Origin of the sequence: Desulfosoma sp. (genome assembly GCA_037481875.1) — a bacterium.
Classification (GTDB): Bacteria; Desulfobacterota; Syntrophobacteria; order Syntrophobacterales; family DSM-9756; genus Desulfosoma.
The window spans coordinates 139,762-161,756 of sequence record JBBFKY010000004.1 but is presented as its reverse complement, the minus strand read 5'-3'; the positions used below and the strand labels follow the sequence as shown (position 1 = coordinate 161,756).

At 53.1% G+C, this 21,995-nt stretch carries 19 protein-coding genes; 9 read left to right on the top strand and 10 right to left on the bottom strand.

The features are described 5' to 3' along the window. The first annotated feature begins 26 nt into the window (after positions 1 to 26). From WHS46_07655 to WHS46_07630, 6 genes are all read left to right on the top strand, one after another. Positions 27 to 830 (top strand): cyclic nucleotide-binding domain-containing protein, encoded by an 804-nt coding sequence (locus tag WHS46_07655; GenBank protein ID MEJ5348550.1) that lies wholly within the window; start codon positions 27 to 29, stop codon positions 828 to 830. Beyond that, positions 812 to 2,215 carry a tRNA (N6-isopentenyl adenosine(37)-C2)-methylthiotransferase MiaB gene (gene miaB / locus WHS46_07650; protein ID MEJ5348549.1) on the top strand — a complete coding sequence of 468 codons (1,404 nt, stop codon included), beginning with the start codon at positions 812 to 814 and terminating at the stop codon, positions 2,213 to 2,215. Before WHS46_07655 ends, miaB begins: the two co-directional genes overlap by 19 nt. A 45-nt stretch (positions 2,216 to 2,260) precedes the next feature. Further along, positions 2,261 to 2,761, top strand: coding sequence for a bifunctional nuclease family protein (locus tag WHS46_07645; protein ID MEJ5348548.1), 501 nt, complete (start codon positions 2,261 to 2,263; stop codon positions 2,759 to 2,761). Positions 2,762 to 2,770: 9 nt separating this feature from the next. Then, the gene (ade, locus tag WHS46_07640) at positions 2,771 to 4,531 is read left to right on the top strand and encodes an adenine deaminase (GenBank protein MEJ5348547.1); all 1,761 of its coding nucleotides are present in this window, start codon (positions 2,771 to 2,773) and stop codon (positions 4,529 to 4,531) included. A 554-nt stretch (positions 4,532 to 5,085) separates the two neighbouring features. Beyond that, positions 5,086 to 5,547 carry a ferritin family protein gene (locus WHS46_07635; GenBank protein MEJ5348546.1) on the top strand — a complete coding sequence of 154 codons (462 nt, stop codon included), beginning with the start codon at positions 5,086 to 5,088 and terminating at the stop codon, positions 5,545 to 5,547. Between the two features lie 84 nt (positions 5,548 to 5,631). Then, positions 5,632 to 6,666, top strand: coding sequence for a DMT family transporter (locus WHS46_07630; protein MEJ5348545.1), 1,035 nt, complete (start codon positions 5,632 to 5,634; stop codon positions 6,664 to 6,666). On the opposite strand, the gene WHS46_07625 is transcribed toward WHS46_07630, so the two are convergent. Beyond that, on the bottom strand, positions 6,556 to 7,215 hold the full coding sequence (locus WHS46_07625) for a Smr/MutS family protein (GenBank protein ID MEJ5348544.1): 660 nt from the start codon (positions 7,213 to 7,215) through the stop codon (positions 6,556 to 6,558). The two genes, WHS46_07630 and WHS46_07625, sit on opposite strands and share 111 nt — an antisense overlap. A gap of 169 nt (positions 7,216 to 7,384) precedes the next feature. Here WHS46_07625 and WHS46_07620 point away from each other — a divergent pair, with 169 nt between their 5' ends. Further along, positions 7,385 to 8,296 (top strand): ribonuclease D, encoded by a 912-nt coding sequence (locus WHS46_07620; protein MEJ5348543.1) that lies wholly within the window; start codon positions 7,385 to 7,387, stop codon positions 8,294 to 8,296. Positions 8,297 to 8,367: 71 nt separating this feature from the next. Continuing rightward, entirely contained in the window at positions 8,368 to 10,125 is a 1,758-nt protein-coding gene (locus WHS46_07615) for a YcaO-like family protein (protein MEJ5348542.1), read from the top strand. Positions 10,126 to 10,639: 514 nt separating this feature from the next. Here WHS46_07615 and WHS46_07610 read toward each other — a convergent pair. From WHS46_07610 to WHS46_07595, 4 genes are all read right to left on the bottom strand, one after another. Further along, complete coding sequence (locus WHS46_07610) at positions 10,640 to 13,330, bottom strand: pitrilysin family protein (GenBank protein ID MEJ5348541.1); 2,691 nt, start codon at positions 13,328 to 13,330, stop codon at positions 10,640 to 10,642. A 160-nt stretch (positions 13,331 to 13,490) separates the two neighbouring features. After that, positions 13,491 to 13,712, bottom strand: coding sequence for a hypothetical protein (locus WHS46_07605; protein ID MEJ5348540.1), 222 nt, complete (start codon positions 13,710 to 13,712; stop codon positions 13,491 to 13,493). A gap of 151 nt (positions 13,713 to 13,863) precedes the next feature. Continuing rightward, positions 13,864 to 14,676 (bottom strand): hypothetical protein, encoded by an 813-nt coding sequence (locus WHS46_07600; GenBank protein ID MEJ5348539.1) that lies wholly within the window; start codon positions 14,674 to 14,676, stop codon positions 13,864 to 13,866. Between the two features lie 407 nt (positions 14,677 to 15,083). Continuing rightward, positions 15,084 to 16,634, bottom strand: a complete 1,551-nt coding sequence (locus WHS46_07595) for a DEAD/DEAH box helicase family protein (protein MEJ5348538.1) — start codon at positions 16,632 to 16,634, stop codon at positions 15,084 to 15,086. A gap of 197 nt (positions 16,635 to 16,831) precedes the next feature. Between WHS46_07595 and WHS46_07590 the strand changes: the two genes are divergently transcribed. Further along, entirely contained in the window at positions 16,832 to 17,140 is a 309-nt protein-coding gene (locus WHS46_07590) for a hypothetical protein (GenBank protein ID MEJ5348537.1), read from the top strand. On the opposite strand, the gene WHS46_07585 is transcribed toward WHS46_07590, so the two are convergent. From WHS46_07585 to panD, 5 genes are read right to left on the bottom strand one after another with little or no spacing between them, the layout of a single operon-like run. Then, complete coding sequence (locus WHS46_07585; protein ID MEJ5348536.1) at positions 17,137 to 18,402, bottom strand: MltA domain-containing protein; 1,266 nt, start codon at positions 18,400 to 18,402, stop codon at positions 17,137 to 17,139. The genes WHS46_07590 and WHS46_07585 overlap by 4 nt on opposite strands. Positions 18,403 to 18,412: 10 nt before the next feature. Continuing rightward, positions 18,413 to 19,669, bottom strand: a complete 1,257-nt coding sequence (gene ahcY, locus WHS46_07580; protein MEJ5348535.1) for an adenosylhomocysteinase — start codon at positions 19,667 to 19,669, stop codon at positions 18,413 to 18,415. 56 nt (positions 19,670 to 19,725) lie between these two features. Continuing rightward, positions 19,726 to 20,907: a methionine adenosyltransferase gene (gene metK / locus WHS46_07575; GenBank protein ID MEJ5348534.1), complete on the bottom strand. Its 1,182-nt coding sequence runs from the start codon at positions 20,905 to 20,907 to the stop codon at positions 19,726 to 19,728. Beyond that, complete coding sequence (locus WHS46_07570) at positions 20,898 to 21,617, bottom strand: DUF502 domain-containing protein (protein ID MEJ5348533.1); 720 nt, start codon at positions 21,615 to 21,617, stop codon at positions 20,898 to 20,900. Before WHS46_07570 ends, metK begins: the two co-directional genes overlap by 10 nt. Beyond that, positions 21,605 to 21,982 (bottom strand): aspartate 1-decarboxylase, encoded by a 378-nt coding sequence (gene panD / locus WHS46_07565; GenBank protein MEJ5348532.1) that lies wholly within the window; start codon positions 21,980 to 21,982, stop codon positions 21,605 to 21,607. The genes WHS46_07570 and panD overlap by 13 nt, the downstream gene beginning before the upstream one ends. Positions 21,983 to 21,995: the final 13 nt, after the last annotated feature.

The window sequence follows — 21,995 nt, the reverse complement described above, 5'->3', positions numbered from 1 at the left end:
CATAAACCCCTACAAGGCGACATTCCATGAATGACCAAAGCTCCCCCCCGATAGACAATGGCTCTTACGCTCAAGAGGAATCGCAGCCTTATTCGGTGGAAGCTCGCACCTACCAGGAAGGTGAGCTGATCGTGGTGGAGGATGAGCCTACGCAAGGTTTTTTTGTCATCCTTGACGGTAGAGTGCGCCTTTCCAGAGGGGATCGAAAGATCCGTGTCCTTGGAGAAAGGGACGTGTTCGGCCTGGAAGCCATGGTGTTCAAAAGAAAGTCTCCCTATACGGCAAGAGCGCAAACCCCATGTCGGCTCATGGTCTATGAGACCGAAGCCTTTGACGACTTTTTGTACTCACGCCCTCGAGCCTTCCGAGAACTGGTGCTTTCATTGTTGCGACAACTCACGGACGCCTCGTTTTCCGCCAATGGAGAAGAATCTTTGGTGCTCCCAAGTGACGTGGAAGTTCGTCACTATCGGGACGGGGAAAACATCGTCGTGGAAGGTGAGCTCAGCCAGGAGTTTTATCGCTTGATTTCTTCCGACGCCGGCCTTCGCGTAACCCTTAGAGGGATGGAAATAGGCCGCATCGATCGTCCGGGAGATTTTTTTGGGGAAATGGCCTGCCTGCTCAAGGCACCACGCCAAGCTACGGTCACCAGCATGGGAGACAGTCTCGTGCAAGTCTTTCGCCCACAACAGCTGGAAGAAATCATAAGCGAAAACCCCAAACTGGCCATGAAGCTTATCGGCACACTGGCTCGAAGGCTTGCTTCCGCCAACATCCTATTGACCGAAAAGGACATAAGATCAAAAGAATGGAAGGACTTTGTTTAGATTCAGCAGCGCAACCTCTGAGGCTTTATATCCACACCTTCGGCTGCCAGATGAATGTTTATGATTCCCTACGTGTGCAGCGGTTGCTGGCTCAAGACGGCTACACGCTCACCTCAAGCGCAGCCGATGCGGACGTTATTTTCATCAACACATGTTCCGTACGGGAAAAAGCCGAACAAAAGGTGTATTCCCTTCTCGGACGACTGCGGCGTTTGAAATATCGCACGCCTTCCCTGGTGATTGTGGTCGGCGGTTGCGTGGCTCAACAGCTGGGAACTTCCCTTCTGGAACGCTTCCCTTATGTGGATGTCGTTCTGGGAACTCGAGCTTTGGGATCTTTGCCGGACATTCTTCGTTCCGTCCGTGTTGGCGGTTCCAGAGTGGCCCATGTGCCGAATGAGGATGAAGAAGGCTGGCGGGAACTTTTTGGCCAAACAGAAGCGTGGGCAACGGATGTAGTCGCCCCGGTCACGGTCATGCAGGGTTGTGACAACTTTTGCACCTACTGTATCGTGCCTTATGTGCGCGGTAGGGAACGAAGTCGTCCGGTACGGGAAATTCTTCGAGAGGTTCAGATTTTGGTGGAAAAAGGAGCCCGCGAAGTTCTTCTTTTGGGCCAAAATGTCAACAGCTACGGCAAGGGATTGCACGAAAAAACACGCTTTTCCGATCTGTTACGCCTGATCGCTCAAGAAACAGACGCGCTTCGTATCCGTTTCACTACGTCCCATCCCAAGGACCTGACGGAAGATTTGATCCAATGCTTTGTGGATGTGCGAAAGTTGTGCCCGCACATACACTTACCCTTTCAGGCGGGATCCGATCGCATTCTTGAGAAAATGAACCGAGGGTACAAGCGGCAGGATTACTTGAGAAAAGTGGAGCTCCTTCGAGCCGCATGCCCGGAGATCGCCATTTCTGCAGATGTCATGGTGGGTTTTCCCGGAGAAACTCGACAAGATTTTGAGGACACTCTGGAACTTATTCGCACCGTGCAGTTCGATAGCTTGTTTTCCTTTCGCTACTCCGACCGTCCCTTGACAGCGGCACGGCTCTTTCCCGACAAGATCAGCGAGGAAGAAAAAGCCTACCGACTCACGCAACTGCAAGCGCTGCAAGCGGCCATCACCTTGAAAAAGAACTCGCAAGAAGTCGGCAGAACCCGCGAGGTGCTTGTGGAATCCACGAGCAAGGCCGGGCAAGGAGAAATGAGTGGGCGCACCCCGCAGAACCGCATCGTCAATTTTCCAGGTCCTGAAACATTGAAAGGTTGCATCATCCCGGTAAGAATTATCGAAGCCTATGCACATTCGCTCAAGGGAGGGCCGGCTTGCTCGCTTCAGGAAGACAACGGTGAGACTTCCTTGAATTTCGGGAAGCTTTGAGGCCGCCAGGGCACCGTCTTCGCTTCTTTCATACAAGGAGACCCCATGTATCGATTGATGAAGGTCGCCGGTTTGGTTATGGACCCGCAGACCAACACGCCCATCGTTATTTTGAATGATCCTGAGGGAGACGAGCATCTGCCCATCTGGATCGGTCTGCTGGAAGCGACATCCATTGCCACAGAATTAGAAAATATCAAGTTTCCTCGGCCCATGACTCACGATCTGATGAAGAACCTTTTGGATTACCTCCATGTCCAGGTAGAAAAGATCGAGGTCTGCGACCTGAGAGAAAACACTTATTATGCCTTGATCTATCTGCGTACGGAAATGGGAGTCAGTCCCATCGATTCACGTCCCAGTGATGCCATTGCCATTGCCTTGCGCACCAACGCCCCCATTTACGTGAAGGAAGAAGTCCTGCGGCGTTCCCACAAGGTGTCCGAAAAGGAAACCCACCCTGTATTTCGCCAGGAAGACAAGGACAATCTGGAAGAACTGCTGGAAAAACTGGATCCCGAAGACTTCGGTAAATACAAAATGTGAGCCTTCACCATGCCTTTCGGGAATCATGCCACCATGGTGGATGGGGAAACCCTGACCGAATTCATCGCCGTCGCCCGTGGTCAGAAACCAGCCGAACTGTGTTTGAAAAACGTCCAAATCGTCAATGTCTGGGCGAGTGAAGTTCTGTGCGGAGATCTCGCCGTGCATCGAGGACGGATAGCAGGCTGGGGCAAATACCAAGGCGTTCAGGAGATACCCCTGGACGGGGCTTATGTGGCGCCCGGCTTCATCGACGCTCATCTGCACTTGGAAAGCACACTTCTCTGCCCCCATGAATTTGCTGCCGCCGTGGTGCCTCACGGCACGACGGCCGTTGTGCTGGATCCTCATGAAATCGCCAACGTTTTAGGTCTTAGGGGTGTTCGTGCTCTTATGCAGGCGTGTGAAGGATTGCCTTTGGATTTTTTTTTCATGCTTCCAAGCTGTGTTCCGGCAGCGCCATTGGATCCTTCGGGAGCCGTTCTACGAGGAAGCGACCTGCACACCCTTCGAGGCCATCCAAGGGTCTTGGGCTTGGCGGAAATGATGAATTTTCCCGGAGTGCTCGCCCGCGATCCCGATGTTCTGGAAAAGATCGTCCTTTTCCAGGACACCCTCATGGACGGTCATTGCCCGGGCCTGACGGATCGAGATCTTAACGCTTATCTTGCCTGCGGCATTCATTCGGATCATGAAACCACGGCGCTCAAGGAAGCTCAGGAAAAGCTTTCCAAGGGTATGATCCTTATGATTCGAGAAGGCAGCCAGTCCAAGGATATGGCCGCTCTGCTGGACGCCGTGACCGACAGCTCCTGGCCTCGTTGCCTTTTCGTGTCCGACGACCGACATCCCACGGATCTCTTGCACCAGGGACACATGGACGCCATCGTGAACCGTGCCATGGCCCTGGGCCTAAGCCCTATTCGAGCCATCGCTCTGGCTTCATGGAATCCCGCCCATCTTTTCGGCCTTCGACGACGAGGAGCCCTGGCGCCTGGGTACATCGCCGATTTTTCGGTAAGTCCGACCTTGAATCCTTGGCAACCTACAATGGTTTTTAAAGAGGGCCTTCTTGTGTCTCGTAACGGATGCTTGTGCCACCCTCAAAAACCCCCCAAAGACAAGCTGCTCCAAGCCATGCCCAGCCCCATGGCCGTTCAAGACGTGGATCCAAGCCGGCTTCGCGTTCCCGCTACAGGAAAAAATCTGCGAGTCATCGGATTGCGCGAAGATAGTCTCATCACGGATCACCTGCATCTTCCAGCCACCATAGAAAACGGAGTGGCAGTCTGTGACCCCACACGGGATCTTTTGAAGATTGTGGTCTACAACCGTTACGTCGCTTACGAAGGAGCCGCTCAGCCCGCCATAGGTTTTGTGAAAGGATTTGGGTTAAGAGAGGGGGCCTTGGCCGCGACGGTAGCTCACGATGCTCATCATTTGATCGCCGTGGGAGCCAGCGATGAAGCCATAACCCATGCGGTGCGGGCTGTGGTGAAAAGCCGTGGAGGATTAACCGTCAGCGATGGTCAGGGTGTCGTCGCGCACATGCCCTTGCCTCTTGCCGGGCTTATGAGCTTGGAGCCCCTAAAAGAAGTGTGTGGAGCTCTGGAAAATGTCACAAAGGCGGCCCAGGCTTTGGGCTGCCCCCTAAAACATCCCTTTATGGCCTTGTCTTTCCTCGCACTGCCGGTTATTCCGGCACTCAAGATGAGTTCCCAAGGTTTGGTGGATGTGGAAAGGTTTGAAGTGGTTCCTTTGTTTGAGTAAAGCGATGGCTCCCGTCATGTCCGTATGCGGTGTTCGCAAAGGTAGGAAGTTTCACATTCCGTAGTGGGTCGAAGCGCTGAGATTGTCTCTATGGAGGGCACAAGCCTGGAGGGGCGTACCGGTGTGTGCGCCCCGATAGGGCGACCCTGGTGGCGTGGTTTGGGGCCGACACATGGGTCCGCCCCTACAGGCAGGATGGTGTGTCGGAATGCAAACCCGAAGGTCCACCGGGTTTCCTCGGTCATGGCAGGCAAAAACGGGCACCACCCCGAAATCGGTGAATCCGCACGGATGGGCATGATCCTGTAGGGGGCACCGGTGTGTGCGCCCTGATAGGGCGATCCTGGTGGCATGTTTTGGGGCGGACCCATGGGTCCGCCCCTCCTGGGTGTCTATGATGACCCATAGCCTATGGGACTGCCCCGAGGCCGAGAGTGACGATGAGTTAGGAAAGCGGTTGCTTCGAGCCTGACGGTTCTGTTATGAGAATTCAGGTTTGCGGCTTGACGCTTCAAAGGAAAAATTTCCAACAACGACCGAAAGAGGAGGCCATCATGTCCGTCTTGACCTGTCGATCCTTTGATGACGTGGTAAACTTCGCGATCAAAAAAGAAGAATTGGCCATGGATTTTTATCAAAAGTGCGCCGAAAAGGCTAAAAATCCGGGCATCAAAGAATTTTTTCTTGAAATGGTCGAAGAAGAAAAAAGGCATCGCGAACTCCTGAAAGGGCTGGATCCTGCCGGGTTGGAAGATTTCAAGCTGGATAAGGTCGAAGATCTCAAGATCAGCGACTATCTCATGGATGTGCCTTTTCGAGAGGATATGACCTACCAGGAAGCCCTCACGCTGGCCATGAAAAAAGAAGAAAAGGCGCATGCCTTTTACAGTGCTTGGAAAGAAAAGTGCATGCACGAGAAAACGGCCAAAGTTTTTGAGATGCTGGCGCAGGAAGAAATCAAACACAAGAGAAAGATCGAGGAAATTTACGACGACCAGATTCTCAGCTGGGATTGATGGCGGATTGCCTATTTTTGAGGAGAGAACCCGTCGAGGCCCTTGAGCGGGTTCTCTCTTTTTTTGGTACCCTCGAGAAAAACAATGGATCAGAACACGAAAGGTTATTTAGCGGCAGCAACGGCATGCGTGATTTGGGGAGGTTCCTTTGTGGCCACCAAGGTGGCTCTGCTCACCTTTACACCTCACCTGTTACTCGCTCTGCGTTTTGCCATGGCGGCCTCGTTTCTGGTGCCAACTTTCATGTTTTTTCGAAGGGAAAAACTGTGTCTGCGTGACCTGGGACTCTTTTGCCTTTTAGGTCTCATGGAACCTGGTTTGTACTATCTTTGTGAAACTCGAGGACTCCTTTACACGACCGCTTCCGTGGCTTCACTCATTATCGGCTCCATTCCCGTTTTTGTGATGCTTTTGGCCTCCATTTTCTTAAAAGAACCCGTGCATGCCAAAACGGGTTTCGGTATCGCCATGACCCTTTTAGGAATCGCCTTTCTTGTGCATAAAGATTTGGATGCTTCGTCGGTAGGACCGGCCCCCCTTCAAGGCAATCTTCTTATCCTGGGTGCGGCTCTGTGCGCTTCGATCTACACTATTGTCAGCCGATCCTTGAGTGCACGGTATCGGCCCATGACCTTGACAACCATTCAGGCGACCTTCGCCACAACCTTTTTCACTTTGTTGACTCTTCTCGACGACTCCCAGCCTGTGACCGGACCCCTTATGGTTCCTGCGGTCATCAGTGTTCTGTTCTTGGGGGTGTTTGCCACCCTAGGAGCTTTTTGGCTTTACAATTTTTCTTTGAGTATCCTTCCGGCATCTCAGGTGGCCGTGATGATCAACCTCATTCCGCTGGTCACGGTGCTATGTGCTCGCGTAATCCTGAACGAAACCTTGGCTTGGGCTCAGCTGGTGGGCGCCCTTTTCATCCTCATGGGTGTGCGCGTCAGCACGTTGTCGGAACAGGGATCCGTGAGCGGAGCCCTTTCCAAGAAACTGCAAGCATGGGTTTCAAAGAGCCGGGGTGCGTACGGGTGTTTTTCCCTTGTGACGTCGCAACAACACGTAGACGGCTCCAGCCCCGCCATCCCATGTTCTCGCACTGGCAAAGGCCAGCACTAGGCGTTTGAGCGGAGCTCGAGTCAACCACACCACCAGTTCTCGTTTCAAGACGGGTTCTTTATCCTTGGAATTCAGCCCACGGCCGCAAATGATGAGCACGCATCGGGCGCCTTGAGTGTGGCTGCGCAGGATGAAATCGGTTACGGTCATCTGAGCTTCTTGGCGAGTGAGTCCGTGCAGGTCCACATGATCTTGGTAGCTGAAATCCCCGTTACGAAGCCTTTTAAGAATACTCGGGTTTAAGCCGATCACCGCTCCGTCCATGTACTCGTCCGAGTAATGCACGGAAAATTTGCTTTCTCCACTGACAAGATCCGCCAGATGGGCCAGCACCTCCCAGTCTTCATGCATGGCAAAACGCGGAAAACCGTGTGTCGGCCCTTGAGGAGGAATACGTTCCCGGTGTTCCTTAGGCCAAGGCTTCACATCTGAAACGGCTTTCAGGAAAAGAGTCTCTTCACTTTCCGGTTCCTTGATCGGCTCTGCGGCCTTTGGGGGCGTCTCAGGAAAGTCGTCCTGAGCATTCCATCGACCCTTCTTGTGTTTCACATATTGCTTCAGGCAGGAGAAAGGAGTATAGAAGCCATGCTCTTTGGCGGTCGATGCTTTATCCTTTGTCGACGCTAACGAACTGCTGTTTTTTTTGAATCTTCGGCTCATGGCCGCTCTCCATGGGTTTCCAATCAACACCAAAGGGGTAAAATCCAGGACCTTTTGCATGCGTCCTTATATTCTCATTGAATCGGACCCGAAGCTCCATGAAACGATCCATAAACTCCTTGCGTGCCCTCGTATCGCTGTGGATACAGAATCCAACGGCTATCATGCCTATCACGAAAGGGTGTGCTTAATCCAGATTTCCACGGATCAGGACGATTACATCATCGACATTCTAAGCATCACCCGCCCGGATTGCTTGTCAAATCTTTTTGCCGATCCGGCCGTGGAAAAGATTTTTCATGCGGCGTCCAACGATATCGGGGCCCTTAAAAGGGATTTTCAGTTCACCTTTCGCCATGTTTTTGACACCGCCATAGCTTGTAAGCTCTTAGGGGAAAAACGCTTGGGCCTTTCCCATGTTCTTGAAGCTCATTTTCAGGTGCAGCTTGACAAAAAATGGCAACGTTGCGACTGGGGTATACGCCCCTTGAAGGATTCCCAACTCCATTACGCTCGATTGGATACCCACTACCTCATTCCCTTACGGGACAAACTCCATGACGCTTTGGTTCGCCGTAATTTATGGGCTCAAGCCCAAGAAGCGTTCGCCAAAGTCTGTGACCAGGCTCCTCCCCGAGAACGCTTTCCCTCCAACGGCTATGAGCGACTGCAGGGCTCTCGAAGCCTTTCTCGTAGAGCCAGAGCCGTCCTTCGTGAAGTGTATGCCTTTCGAGATGCCACCGCCAGAAGGTTGGACCGAGCTCCATTTCGTGTGCTCCCCAACGAAGCTCTGATTCGGTTGGCGCAACGCATGCCCAAAACCATGGAAGAACTTCGCACGATCAAAGGGTTGCCTCAGTCCTTTAAAACCGGCCTTCAAGCTCGCCAGCTCTTGGACGTGATTCATGAAGCTCTGCAAACCCACGACAGTACTTCCCCCAAAGAATGTCCTCGTGAAGGCAGCGCTTGATATTCTGAGGCTCGTTTTTCAACGCCGGTTGGCCGATTCCAAAAAAACATTTGAGACTCATGGAGTTTGCCATGCATCTTGATTCCCGTATCAAACTGCAAAACTGCTTCAAGATCTTTCGCCATGATCAGGAAAAAGCTCGAGCCCCCCAAGAAACAGTGCAATGGGTTCGCCGACGGTTGGAAAACCTCAACATGCGTATTCTTGCCAAAACAATGCGTATCGATACTGGGCGTCTCAACATCCCCGTCTACATCAGTCTGTGCGGGCCCGATGCATCCGCTTTGACAGGGACCAAGAAGCAGATGGGTAAAGGTGCCACTCCAGCCCAGGCTGAAGCCAGCGCCCTCATGGAACTCATAGAAAGATTCAGTTTTTTTTCCTTCATTCACGGGCAAGAGTTCCTCACGGCCTGCCTGAAAGAATTGCACGGCCCGGCCACATCACTCGAAGTGCTTCTCAAGTCCGTCCACGACACGAAAACCCCTTTGGATCGTGCCAAAATCTTTCTGGATACATGCCCTCTGCGATGGGTGCCGGGACGAAACCTTACGGATGATCAGGATCAATGGATTCCCATCGACTGGTTTTATCTCATCAACGAATACAATGGACCTGCGGCGGGAAACACGCTGGAAGAAGCCGTGTTGCAGGGTTTATGCGAAGTGGTGGAGCGACACGTGGGTTCCGTGATTTCCCATGACCGTCTTATCACTCCGGCCATTGATCTTAAAAGCGTGCACGATGAGGCGGCCACCGAGCTGCTGGAAAAGTTTGAACGGTGCGGGATTCGTCTGTTCGTTCGCGACTTTTCCTTGGACACGGGCATTCCCACGGTGGGCGTGCTGGCCTATGATCCCGAAACCTTTCCACAACGCAGTGAAATCGTCTTCACGGCCGGCACCACGTCGCATCCCGCCAAATCCTTGTGTCGGGCCCTGACCGAAGTGGCACAGCTGGCCGGTGATTTTGAAAATCGCACCACCTACAGGCCCACGCTGCCCAAATACGAGACCCTTCAAGAAGCACGATATCTCATGGAATCCAAGGGCACCGTCCCCCTTCAGGCTTTGCCGGATCTAAGCCATGACAACCTTCACGTGGAAATTCAACGGGCTGTCGAAAGTCTTGCCCGTTTGGACTGGCCTGTCTTGGTGGTCAATGTGACCCATGAAGCTTTGCAGGTTCCAAGTGTTTACGTCATTGTTCCCGGAGCACATTTTTTGGATCACACTCGTCACACGGATTTCCCTCAACACATGGCTCGAACAGTCCTTCGAAGCTTGGATGCCGATGAAGCGCTCAAGCAACTTAAACGTCTAACGGATCTTTTCGGGCCACGTTTCGATCTTACCTTTTTCACCGCTCACGCCCTGGAACGTCTGGAACACTTTGAAGATGCCCTGGCTCTTTTTGAACGTTCGCTCTCCCAAAAGCCAGACCCGCAGGAAATCGCCAGCATCTATGTCCACATCGCTTCCTGTCACAAGAGTCTGGAACGCTACGAGGCGGCCCTGGAAGCTTTAAAGGAAGCGGAGAAATGGAACCCGAGCCTTAAGGAAATCTACAATCTCAGGGGTTTTTGCTTTTACCGGCTCAAGAAACACCATGAAGCCATCGAAGCCTTTGAAAAGGCCATTGAAATCGATCCCGGATCCGCCATCGACTATGCCAATATCGGATCCAACTTGAGGGAGCTAGGCCACTTTCAGGAAGCTTTGCGACTCTATGAGATGGCTCTGGAATTGGATCCATCCTTGGATTTTGCACGGGAGAATGTGCATCGACTACGAGCTGGGCTTTCCGCCACGTTTTCCCCTTCGCCATGACGAGTGTATCCTGCAGCATCGTCATGAGACGTCGCAAAAAATTCAGGGAATCTCGGATGGTGGAACTATTCAGACAGGAAAGCACGTGGCTTGTTCGAGAAGGACCTTATCCTCGAAAGCGCTGGTACTGGCGTCCCGCTCGCACAATAAGCGGGCCGGAGGCCATGCTTTCAAAAAAACACAGTTTCAGGCTTGTAGGGGCGAGGCGCCGTCTCGCCCCTACTTCATGTTATGGCACGTTCTCGGACAGCCTTTTCGAGGGACGAACACGTCGGTCCGCCCCTACGAGTTCCAAGGCGTAGACGGACATTCAGGCATGACCACACAAATGGGTTGCTGCTGGACGGACACGCGCTCCGCCCCCACAAACCATGTGTCCCGTGTGTCACGGAGTAAAGGTAGGGCCGCCGCCACGAGGCTTCCTTATGGCGGAAAATGCAGGAGCGGCCGCACCTTTGGTGTTCACCGTACGAATCCAGAGGAACCTGGAAAGCGCTTATACCTTGGCGGATTTTTAGCGCACGTGGTTTGTGGAAGGCATCTGTTCCGGCAAAACTTCCACAGGATTTTCGGGAACCGCACGCACGACAAGCCTGTCTTTCAGTATTTCTTGGGCAAGGGCTTGAACATCATGGGCTGTCACAGCACGAACCAGTTCGGGATACCTCAAAGGATAATCATAGCCTAGGCCGAGAAGTTCGTTCACGGCGGCGCTTCGTGCTCGGGATTCCAAACTTTCCAACCCGAGCAGATGCATGGTGACGACCATATCCTTGGCTCGCTCCAGTTCTTCGTCACCGATGGGTTCCCGACTTATCCGGTCCAAGTGCTCATGAATGATGGATTCCACCTGAGATGCATTTTTCAGCGTGGTCTGAGTGATCACGCCGAAGTATCCCGCACGGTATCCGCTGAAAGGAAAAGCATGCACCACATACACCAGATCGTTTTCTCCGCCGCGTAGAGCGCTGTGCAAGCGCCCTCCGGGATACCCCACTCCGGACAGCACAGCGTCCAAAACATCCAGCACGGGGACACGCGGATCCTTAAAATCCAGACCCGGAGTCCCCACGAAAAGCCCTAGGGACGTTTTGTCGGTGTTTTTTTCCACCACATGAATGCCCTGAAACACCAGGGTATCCGAAACCACGGAAGGCATTGAGGAAGCACCAGAGGGACGCCAGGATTCAAAAGACTTTCGTAACAACGGCATCAGCTTATCCGCGTCAAAATCCCCATAGATCGCCAAAACGGCCCTCTGCGGTACCACCATCTTGGTGTAAAAACGCTGCACAGCCTCCCTCGTGATCCCTCGAATAGAGGTTTCAGTACCGAGAACGTCATGCCGATACGGGTGAGTGTGAAAGTAATGCTTCCTGAAGAACCGCACCAGTTCCGTTTGCCAATTCTCATCCTGTTTCTTAATGGCCAACAAGGTTTCCTGCTTCTTCTTTTCCACTTCCTGAGCTGGAAAGGTGGGATGAATCACCACATCGGCCAGCACGTCCAGAGCCAAGGGAAGATCTTCTTTAAGGACTTTGGCGGTCACCGCATAGGTGTTGTGTTGAGATCCACTGGAGATACTGCCTCCTACCGACTCCAGAGCTTGAGAAATCTCCAGTTTGCTTCGCTTCTTTGTTCCAGCCGTGAGCAAGGAGGCCGTCATGGCGGCGTGGCCTTCTTCGTCCGGCCCTTCCAAAAGGACACCGCCGATGCCGTAAAGCTGCAAGGTCACAAAAGGAAATCTATGATCTTCTTGGAGAAGCACCTGAAGGCCGTTGTCCAATCTCTTGCGCCGAACTTTGCCACCATCAGCTTTCGAGCCGACAGCCTTTGATGCCGTTGCTTCCAACGCCGCCTCGTCGGTCGCCTTCAGGGGCAAAACGGCGGCAACGGTCATTCCTGATTCCACGAGATAGCGCTTCGCCGCTCGACGCACATCTTCCTTAGTCACCCGCCGAATTCTTTCCACATACCGGTCCTCAAAGTAAGGATCGCCCGTGTCCAGATAGGACGAGCCCAAGGATGCGGCCATCTCCTTGGCGGTTTCCTTGCCGAACACATGCGCGGCGATCACCTTCTTTTTCGCCTTTTCCACTTCGGAGTCGGCGAGTTCTTTGTCCTGAATCTTTTGGATTTCATGCTTCAGGCTGCTCAAGACACGAGGCCAATGCTCCGGTGAAAGAGTCATGGAAACCACAAACTGACCCGGAACAAAGGAGGGTGTCCAATGAAAGGCTTGAACCTGAAGCACGGCCTGATCCCGTTCTTTAAGCCTCTGATACAGGCGGCTTGTGCGTCCTTCGCCCATCACAATGGCCAAGACGTCCAGAGCATAGACGTCCTCATGACTCAGAGACACAGACTGAAATCCTACCATGGCTTGAACCATACGGGCCAAGGGTAGAGGTTTTTCCGCCCAGCGGCGTCCCATGGGCGAGGGTTCCTTTGGCAAAACATCGGTGTTCCAACGTGTTCTTGTGACTTGAGCCGTTTTCTCACCAACAAAATCGATGACCGCCTGGGGATCCACATGCCCGACCAGAGCCAAGACCATGTTCTGAGGTTGATACCGAAGGGTGTAGTAGGACACCAGATCGTCTCGAGTGATTTGAACAAAAAGATCCTCATAACCGATGACCGGATGCCGTATCGGATGGATGGAATAGGCCGTTTTCATGAAGAGCTTCCAGAGCTGCCTTGAAGGATCGTTTTCGCCCATTTTGAATTCCTGTTGAATGACGGCTTTTTCCCGCGCCACCTGAGAAGCATCCAGAGTGCACTCGGTCACGTACGACAACAGCAAATCTAGAGCATCACGCCAGTGATCCGCCGAAGTGGTGATGTAATAAACGGTTCGATCATGACTCGTATAAGCATTGGAAGCCCCTCCCAACTTTTCAAGCCGCCGTCGTGCTTCTTCTTCCGTGAAAGACTTGGTGGTTCCGCCAGCCACCACATGTTCCAGATAATGGGATAAACCGGCGCCCATTTTCTCCCCTTCATAGAGTGATCCAGCTCGAACAAAAACCTTGGCGGCGACCACATCGGTATCGTCACGAGGACGAATGAGCACCGTCAGTCCATTGCGTAGGGTGACAAAAACATCTTTGCCCTGAGAAGGCAGGACCTGGTCCAGAAAAGACTGCGGCACAGAAGACGGCGCCGCTTCAAGGCCGGAAACCCACCCGTGGAAACCCATCACACAGAACAAGGTAGAAAGACTCATTATACGGAAAAAGCGCTCACGGAGTCGTCGCATCATATGATACCTCGGTATAAGGGTGGCTCATGCCTTCAAGGTTCAGAAAGGGGCTCCCGGTTTCACGAAGGATCACCAGGGTTGGGCGGTAAAAGACAAAAGTTCAGGTCTTCCGGGCCTCCTGTCCATCGATGCTTTGAAGTTCTTCCAGGATCCAGCGAATCTTTGCCTCGTCCCGCATGTCCTCGGGCTTTTCCTGTTCGGTTCGCAAAAGATCTTCCAGTTCGAACCGTCTCCTTTCCCGAAATCCCGAAACATCCTTTCGAAAATGACGCTGGGCCAACTGCGCCGATTTTTCATATTCTTTTTCCCATTCATCCACCATCACTGTTCACCTCTCCGTCCGTTTTTCTAAGTTCATCACCGGCTTGAGCCTGATTTGGAACTGTTTCAAGCACAACTTTTGTGCGCGGCCTTTGTGAGCATCCACAGGATTCGAAGTCAAGGTCCTTTTCTTCAGGCAAACCTTCAGCATGTCACGGGGTGACGGCCCCATTCTGCATGCCTTGAACCAAGGCATCAAAGGCGATCTCATGCCGTCCCAGTCTTTGACCTTTCATGCTGACAAACGGCGGGGGTCTATGCATGCCTTCAAAGAAACAACCACGCCCTTCTTCCGTGCGCCCCCAGCACAAGACGGCCTCGTCGATGTGCGCCATACAGCACACCTGCCGGCTAAGATGAAAGATCTCCTCCTGAGGGTTCTTCTGGTACACCCACACCCATGGACCCCACAAGGGCTCGTCCACACCGTTCCAGTGCCCGATTCTGTGAGCTACCACCATGCCACAAACCACCCACACCTCGTCTTGCCAGCGGTACGGGGCATGCTCCAAAACTAGGACGGGATCCCATAACGACGCTAGGGCCTCCCATGCGTCATGAGATTTCACCAAAACGATAGGGTCTTGTCCTGCCCGAGGGCCCAAGGCTCGAAAAGGAAGTTTAAAGTTTGAAAGAACGTCTCGCTTTCCTTTTTTTCCATAACACAAGCGGGCTCGAACCATGGGAAGCCCTAAAAAAGACGCGAGGGTCCACTGTAACGGCCTCCACCTTTGATACCGATAAGTGGGCCCTGAAGGAAAACATCGGCATCCGCCGGCTTCCAAGACCTCGGCGAAACGCATCGTGGGAAACAACACACAATGGGCCTCTCGAAGCTTTCGCCGCTCTTCAGGAGTGTAATCCCCCAAGGTGGGGCGAACCCCCAGAGTCAACACACGGGAATCGTGCCTTAGAAAAGATGCCAAAGCCACAAAAGAATAAGGCTGCATTCGGTCACTAACCATAAAAGTTGGCTGCTCCGTGCGTTCTCTGTTCGGCGATCGGCACAGGGCAAACCCTCGTGTCTAGCCCATCAAGGTTTGTGGAACCCGCCTCAATCCATCTATTTTGGATTCATGGCCATTTATCTAAAGGGTGTTCAAGAATCCCCAATACCAAGGTCTCTGATGCCCTTTTACGGTAGGGCGAGGCGCCGTCTCACCCTCGCAAACTCGAAATTGGGCCGTTCCCTGGAAGCGCACCCGTCCCGCCAGCACAAACAGCGGGCCCTAGGCCCGCGCTCCCAGGAAAAAATCCGTTCTCAAGGCAACTCCTCAGACGCCTTGACTCAGGGTTTCCTAGAGGCCCCGCCGCCTGTGGTGGCTTCTGTGCCTGAATCCTTTGGTCAAGGCTTTAAAGGACGGAATGGCAATTAATTGTTATTGAGAAGAATGTCGGGGTGGACTCCGTAATTGTAGCTGCGCATGCGGAAATAGTTTTCAAAAAGGCCGATTTTCTGATCCACGTAGTCATAGATCTTGACACGCCGCCCATTGGAAGAAGCCCCGGAACCGTTGCCTCCATGACCACCGCAAGACATCAACAGGGCCCGAAGAGCCTGTGTCACGTTCTTTTTGAAAAACAGAGGCACAGCCAAGAAAAGCACCTCCATGATCACATGCCGATAGCAGCGTAAAAGATCATCGGCTTTCATGATCACGACGGCCGGACCCTGAGGAAAATTTTCTAACCACCCACGGGCCTGATCTTCATCTGTATCCAGTTCCTCTTCCTCATGATCCCTGCGCTCTTCCCACCGGCATTCTGGAATATGCACTTCAATACCCCGTTGGTTCAACTGAGCTCGAAGCGTCTCGGTCTGCTCTTCTCCTCCGGAAACCACCACAAGAGGACCTTCAGCCACCTCAAGCTCCGCTTCAATATCGTTGACAATGATACGTGTACGTTCTTCATCACTCATCAAGGCCTGCAACATGGGCACGTAGTCGTCTCGACTCTGGTACGGATAGTCAAAACCGGTGGGGCGAGCCACCACCTGGGCTCGAAGAATACCACGACCTTCCCGTGCATCCTGCTCATTGATCGAGTAAACCACATCACCCATGTAAAGAAAGACAAAACGCGACAGCAAATCATAACGCTGTGTGGCGTTGCACAATCCCAGCAGGTAACGACTATCGAAGTTGGGAATCAACTGAGTAAGCACCTTGGCCGGACTTCTTTGACATTCGTCTAAAACCACAAAACCCACGTTTTCCTTGACCTTCCTCCAAACCTTCATCATTTCAGCCGTATGGGCCACCGTGATGCGTTCCCCCATCTTGTGCAGACCCTGAACAAAAATGCCGATTTCCTCCAAAGGAATCTGTAGGAAATTGACAATCTTGGTGAGCCATCCTTCCAGAAGATCCATACGAGGAATGAGCACCAGGGTGGGCTGCTTGCGCTGAGCTATCACATAGAGGGCAATGACCGTCTTGCCGCTCTTATAGCCGCCGAGAAGGGTGGCCGCATCGCGTTCCAAAATCTCTTCCGCCGCCTGAAGCTGATACTCTTTCAACTGCCCGTGAAATTCCATGGGCACCGATGCCAACAATCGTCGATTGTCAAAAATCTTGTATGGCTGCTGAAACTTGCGGCACAGATCCAACAGCTGATCCAAAAAGCCTCGAGGCACCACGTAGCTGGAACCCAATTTTTTTAGACAATGAATCTGGGGCGGAATCCCTCCGATCCATTCCCCTCTGAGATGCCTCTGCTCATATTCAGGATTGGTAAAAACGAGCCGATCCTGTATCCTTCGCATGACCTGAGGCGAAACGTCACTTACGGGAAACCGAACCTGCTCGGCCACGTAAATTTTGAGAAGCTTAGCCGCCATGGGACTTTCAGCACCCTGATGGAAGTCCTGATAACCGCGATAGCCTTGATCAAGATATCGAAAAGTATGAATTTTCCGCATCGTTCAGTCCATAGCTCCTTGATGTCGACGTGATGACCTTATTCTCATATCAAAAAACTCTAAATTTGCAAGGCACTCCCGCTCTCGGAAAACCCCCAGTGTCTGCATCATGGATTTTAAATATTATTAATCACGACCGAGACCCTTGTCACGCGCCACGGCGTCTTTAGGGGTGAGCGGCTGCTTGGAGGTCTGCCATGACAGAGTTTTCCTCATCGGCCCTGAATGAACTGGTTTCCCTCGCCAAAGATTACGACTCGAAACGTCGCCAGTTGGATGAGCTGGCACACGAACTTTCCCCTGACCTGCTTTTTCGTCACCTTTTAGCTTTTTCAGAAAGGGCGACCGACCGGTTTCGAGCGGCTCAGCAGGTCCTGTTTGAACACCTTGAAAAAACATCGCCCGATCCTGAAACCATGGAAGCCGCACGAACCATTTGTCGATGCTTTGACGAAATGCTTCTGCTGTTTCATAAACTTGCGGATCACTCAAGTCCATCGGCCTAATTGGAAAGCGGCGCCTCTTTTTTCAGGATGATGTAAAAAGTACCGGGGGATTTAAGGCGACCGGCAACCCGTTCAGCTTCAAGGCCAGTGCCGCAAAAAAGATCCAGCCGATGAGGGCCTCGAATGGCGCCTCCACTGTCTTGGTGCAGCACCCATCGAGTGAAAGGCGTCGTGGCTGTGGAGTTGTTGTCCTGCGGGGCCGGCAGAGTCCCTTGAAGAAAACCCAAAAGGGCCTTGGGGTAAATCTCACTGTCTAAGGCGACGGATCGTCCCACCGTCAGCGGCACATTGAGGCTTCCCACGGGCCCCACATCCACCCATCGAAAGAAGATGTAACTGGGGTTTCGCCCTAAGAGCTCCGCGGTCCTTTCCGGATGGGTCGCAAAATACTGACGAAGACTCTGCAAAGACATCTCTTCTTTGGGAATCACTCCCTCTTCAATGAGCACCTTGCCCACGCTCACGTAAGGATGACCGTTGGAAGCCGCATAACCCACGCGTTGCAACACGCCGTCTTCAAACTGAAGAACGCCGGAACCCTGAATGTGCAAACTGAAGACATCAAAGGGATTGTCCAACCAAGCCAAAGCCGTCGCCTTTCCCTGAAGGACTCCGTCCCCGTCGATTTCCTTTCTGGAGTAATAGGGCACAAGCAGGCGACCCTCCACACGCCCCACAAGGGTCCGCACGCCGCCGGGATCCAGCTTCACCCCGGAAAACCGCTCCAGGGCCACTCGAATCAAATCCGAGGGCGGTTCGTAAATGGGATACCGGTACTTTTCATCCGGATGCCGGCGCGCCGAAAGGATGGGTTCATAATAGCCGGTAATCAGCATGCCCTGAGCGTCTTTGGATGTGACCTTCGCCTTATACCAGTCAAAGTCCTGAGCCAAAGTGCGCCGGTTGAGCCTTCCCTCTCGAAGCCTTTCCCGAAAAAGGAGCAGGGTTTCCCGAACCCATTCCTTACTGACCGGGCGTCCGTTTATTTCAAGGACGCGATAATCCCGCACACGGTCCAGGTACACCAGCGACTGTTCCAGGGCCGCTTCCAATCCCTCTGTCTGTAGGTCGTCGGTCACTTCCGGTATCTTGCGCGGTGAGACCTTTTCAAAGCGGTCCGGGGGTTTTGGCCGAAGTTTCAATAGGCCGCATCCCCCCAGAACCAAAACGGTCACCAGCAGCCATAACACCCATCCACACTGGTTTCTCGACAAGGTTTGTCGATTCACCCTTTCGAGAGCCTTTCTCGATCTTGGGGGCATGGCCTATCCGTTATGTCCCCATTTCCCAGGAATGAAGGTATTTTTCTTGTTCCTCGGTTAAACGGTCGATAGCCACTCCCATGCTTTCCAGCTTAAGTCGCGCGATTTCCTTGTCTATGGCTTCGGGCACACCATAGACCTTGTTTTCCAGAGTTTTGGCGTGCTTGATCAGATACTCCACGCACAAGGCCTGGTTGGCGAAACTCATGTCCATGACACTGGAGGGATGGCCTTCAGCGGCCGCTAAATTGACCAGGCGCCCCTCCCCCAGAACATAGATACATCGGCCGTCGGCAAGCCTGTATTCTTCCACGAAGTCTCGCACCGAGCGCTTTGTCACAGCCATGGCCGCCAGAGCGTCCAGGTCCAGTTCCACGTTGAAATGGCCGGAATTGGCGACAATGGCGCCGTCCTTCATGATTTCAAAATGTTCTCGACGAATGACGTGAATGTCTCCGGTAAGGGTGCAGAAGAAATCCCCGATGCGGGCGGCTTCCGCCATAGGCATCACCTGGTAGCCGTCCATGACGGCTTCCAAAGCTCGCAGGGGATCCACTTCCGTAATCACCACCTTGGCTCCCATGCCGGCCGCCCGCATAGCCACACCACGACCGCACCACCCGTAGCCGCTGACCACAAAAGTGGAACCGGCCAACAGTCTATTTGTGGCCCGAATGATGCCGTCGATGGTGCTTTGGCCTGTGCCGTAACGGTTATCAAAGAGGTGTTTGGTTTTGGCGTCATTGACGGCAATGATGGGATAGCGCAGCACTCCTTGATCCGCCATGCTGCGTAGTCGAATAACACCCGTTGTGGTTTCTTCGGTTCCGCCGAGAATACCCTGAAGAAGATCCTTTTGGTCCGCATGCAAGGTACTCACCAGGTCCGCTCCATCATCCATGGTGATTTGAGGTCCATGGGCCAAGGCCTGATGAATATGCCGGTAATAGGTCTCCGTATCTTCGCCTTTGATGGCAAAGACCGAAATGCCGTCGTGGACTGCCAGGGAAGCCGCCACGTCGTCCTGAGTGCTCAAGGGGTTGGACGCGCATAAACGCACCTCAGCCCCTCCGGCTTTCAGGGTTTGGGCCAGAGCCGCGGTTTCCGTAGTCACATGCAAGCACGCCGAAAGGCGCAGACCTTGTAACGGTTTTTCTTTGGCGAAGCGTTCTCGAATGGAGCGAAGAACGGGCATGGATCGAGCCGCCCACTCGATCCTCAGACGCCCCTTTTCTGCAAGAGCTTGATCTTTCACATGACAGTCCATGCCATCTCCTCTTAGAGGACCACGAGCTTGAGCTTGCAGGTCAGCTCTTTTTGTGTTTACGAAGCACCGAAACGCCCCGCCCTTTCCAGAAGCACATCCACCATGTCGGTCTTTTCCCAGGTAAAATCGGGATCGTTTCGTCCAAAATGACCGTAACAGGAGGTCTTTTTGTATATGGGCCGCAGGAGCTTTAAATGGCGAATGATGTTGGCCGGTTTAAAACTGAAAACCTCCCGCACTATCTTGGCGATCTCATCGTCCGGAATCTTGGATGTCCCTTGAGAGTTGACCATGAAGGACACGGGTTCGGCGACACCGATGCTGTAAGCCACCTGGACTTCCACGCGTTCGCACAATCCGGCGGCCACAATGTTTTTCGCCACATATCTGGCCATGTAGGAAGCGCTTCGGTCCACCTTGGTGGGGTCTTTTCCCGAAAAACAGCCGCCGCCGTGGCTTCCTTGGCCGCCGTAGGTATCGACGATGATCTTGCGTCCCGTCATCCCGCAGTCACCCATGGGGCCTCCAATGACGAAACGGCCGGTGCTGTTGATGAAATATCGCGTCTTGTCATCGAGAAGATCGGGAGGAAAGACCTTCTTGATGACTTCCTCGATGATCCCTTCCTGAATGGTTTTGTAGGTGACGTCCGGGGCGTGCTGGGCCGCCACGACCACCGTGTCTACGCGAACAGGTTTCCGGTCGATGTATTCAATGGTCACCTGGCTTTTGCCGTCCGGGCGCAGCCATTCCAGAAGTCCGTTCTTGCGCACTTCAGCGAGTTTTCGAGTGATTCGATGCGCGTAGTAGATAGGCATAGGCATGAGCACCGGGGTTTCGGTGCAGGCAAATCCGAACATAAGCCCCTGGTCTCCGGCGCCTTGCTCGTCAAAGAGGCCTTCACCCTCATTGACCCCCATGGCAATGTCCGGAGATTGTTTGTCTATGGAAGAGATGACCGCACAGGTTTCCCAATCAAAACCCATGGACGAGTCGTTATAGCCGATATCGCGAATGCATTCCCTCACGATCTGAGGCATATCCACCCATGCGGAGGTGGTGATTTCACCCGCGATAAAGGCCAAACCTGTGGTCACCAAGGTCTCGCAGGCCACTCGAGCGCTCTTGTCTTCGGCGATAATAGCGTCGAGAATGGAGTCGGAAATCCGATCGGCAACCTTGTCGGGATGACCTTCGGTGACCGACTCCGACGTGAAAAGAAATCGACTCATGGACATGATTCTTCTCCCTTTCCTTTGTTAATGGCATTCAATGCCTGCGTCTCGCCTGGTGGGGTCGAGTTACGCTGGACACCGTTCCACAAGAGCCCTTCCTGGGAGCTGACAAGTCCCCCCGAAATGATCAATTTAAAGGCGTCTTCCACGGAAATTCTGAGTGGAATAACGTCTGTTTCCGGCACCAAGAGGTAAAAGCCGGACGTGGGATTGGGTGTTGTCGGCAAAAAGACGTTAAGAACCCTTTGATCCGTCATTTCCTGCACTTCACCGCGGGCAACGCCGGTAACGAATCCGATGGCATAAATGCCCCGGCGTGGATATTGAATAAGCACAACCCTTTCAAACCCTTCGCCGGTTTGGGTGAAAATGGCCACCAGAAGTTGTTTGACGGCCGAATAGATGGGGCGCACCAGTGGAATTTGATAAACGATTCTTTCCCCAAAATCCATGATGCGGCTTCCCACATAGTTTTTTACCAGCAACCCGATGATAAAAATAACAAGCACCACGACAAGGATTCCCAATCCCGGAATAGGAAAGGGGATCAAACGCCTTGGATTGTAAGCCTCGGGAAGCAAATTAAAAATCTTGTCGGAATTTCGAAGGACAATGCTGATCACGTAAACGGTGAAAGTAAGCGGGACCACGGCGAGCAGTCCCGTTATGAAATAGCCTCGTAGACGGTGTTTCAATCCCTTCAGGAACGCCAACTCTGCACCAGCTCCGGCTTTTTGGGTTTGTTTCGATCATCCAAAAGGATCACTCGGGGAGCGTGCCTTCTGGCTTCTTCCTCTTCATAGTCGGCATAAGTGACGATGATGATAAGATCTCCTGCAGCACCCATACGGGCCGCTGCTCCGTTGAGGCAAATATCCCCGCCGCCTCGAGGCCCTTCAATGGCGTAGGTCTCAAAGCGCGCCCCCGTGCTCACGTTGTAGACCCTTACTTGTTCGTAAGGCAAAATGTCAGCCAGTTCCATGAGCTGAGCATCGATGGTCAGGCTTCCTTCGTAGTTCAGATTGGCATCGGTCACACGGGCTCGATGCAACTTCGATTTCATCATGGTGCGACGCATGGTGTCTCCTCCG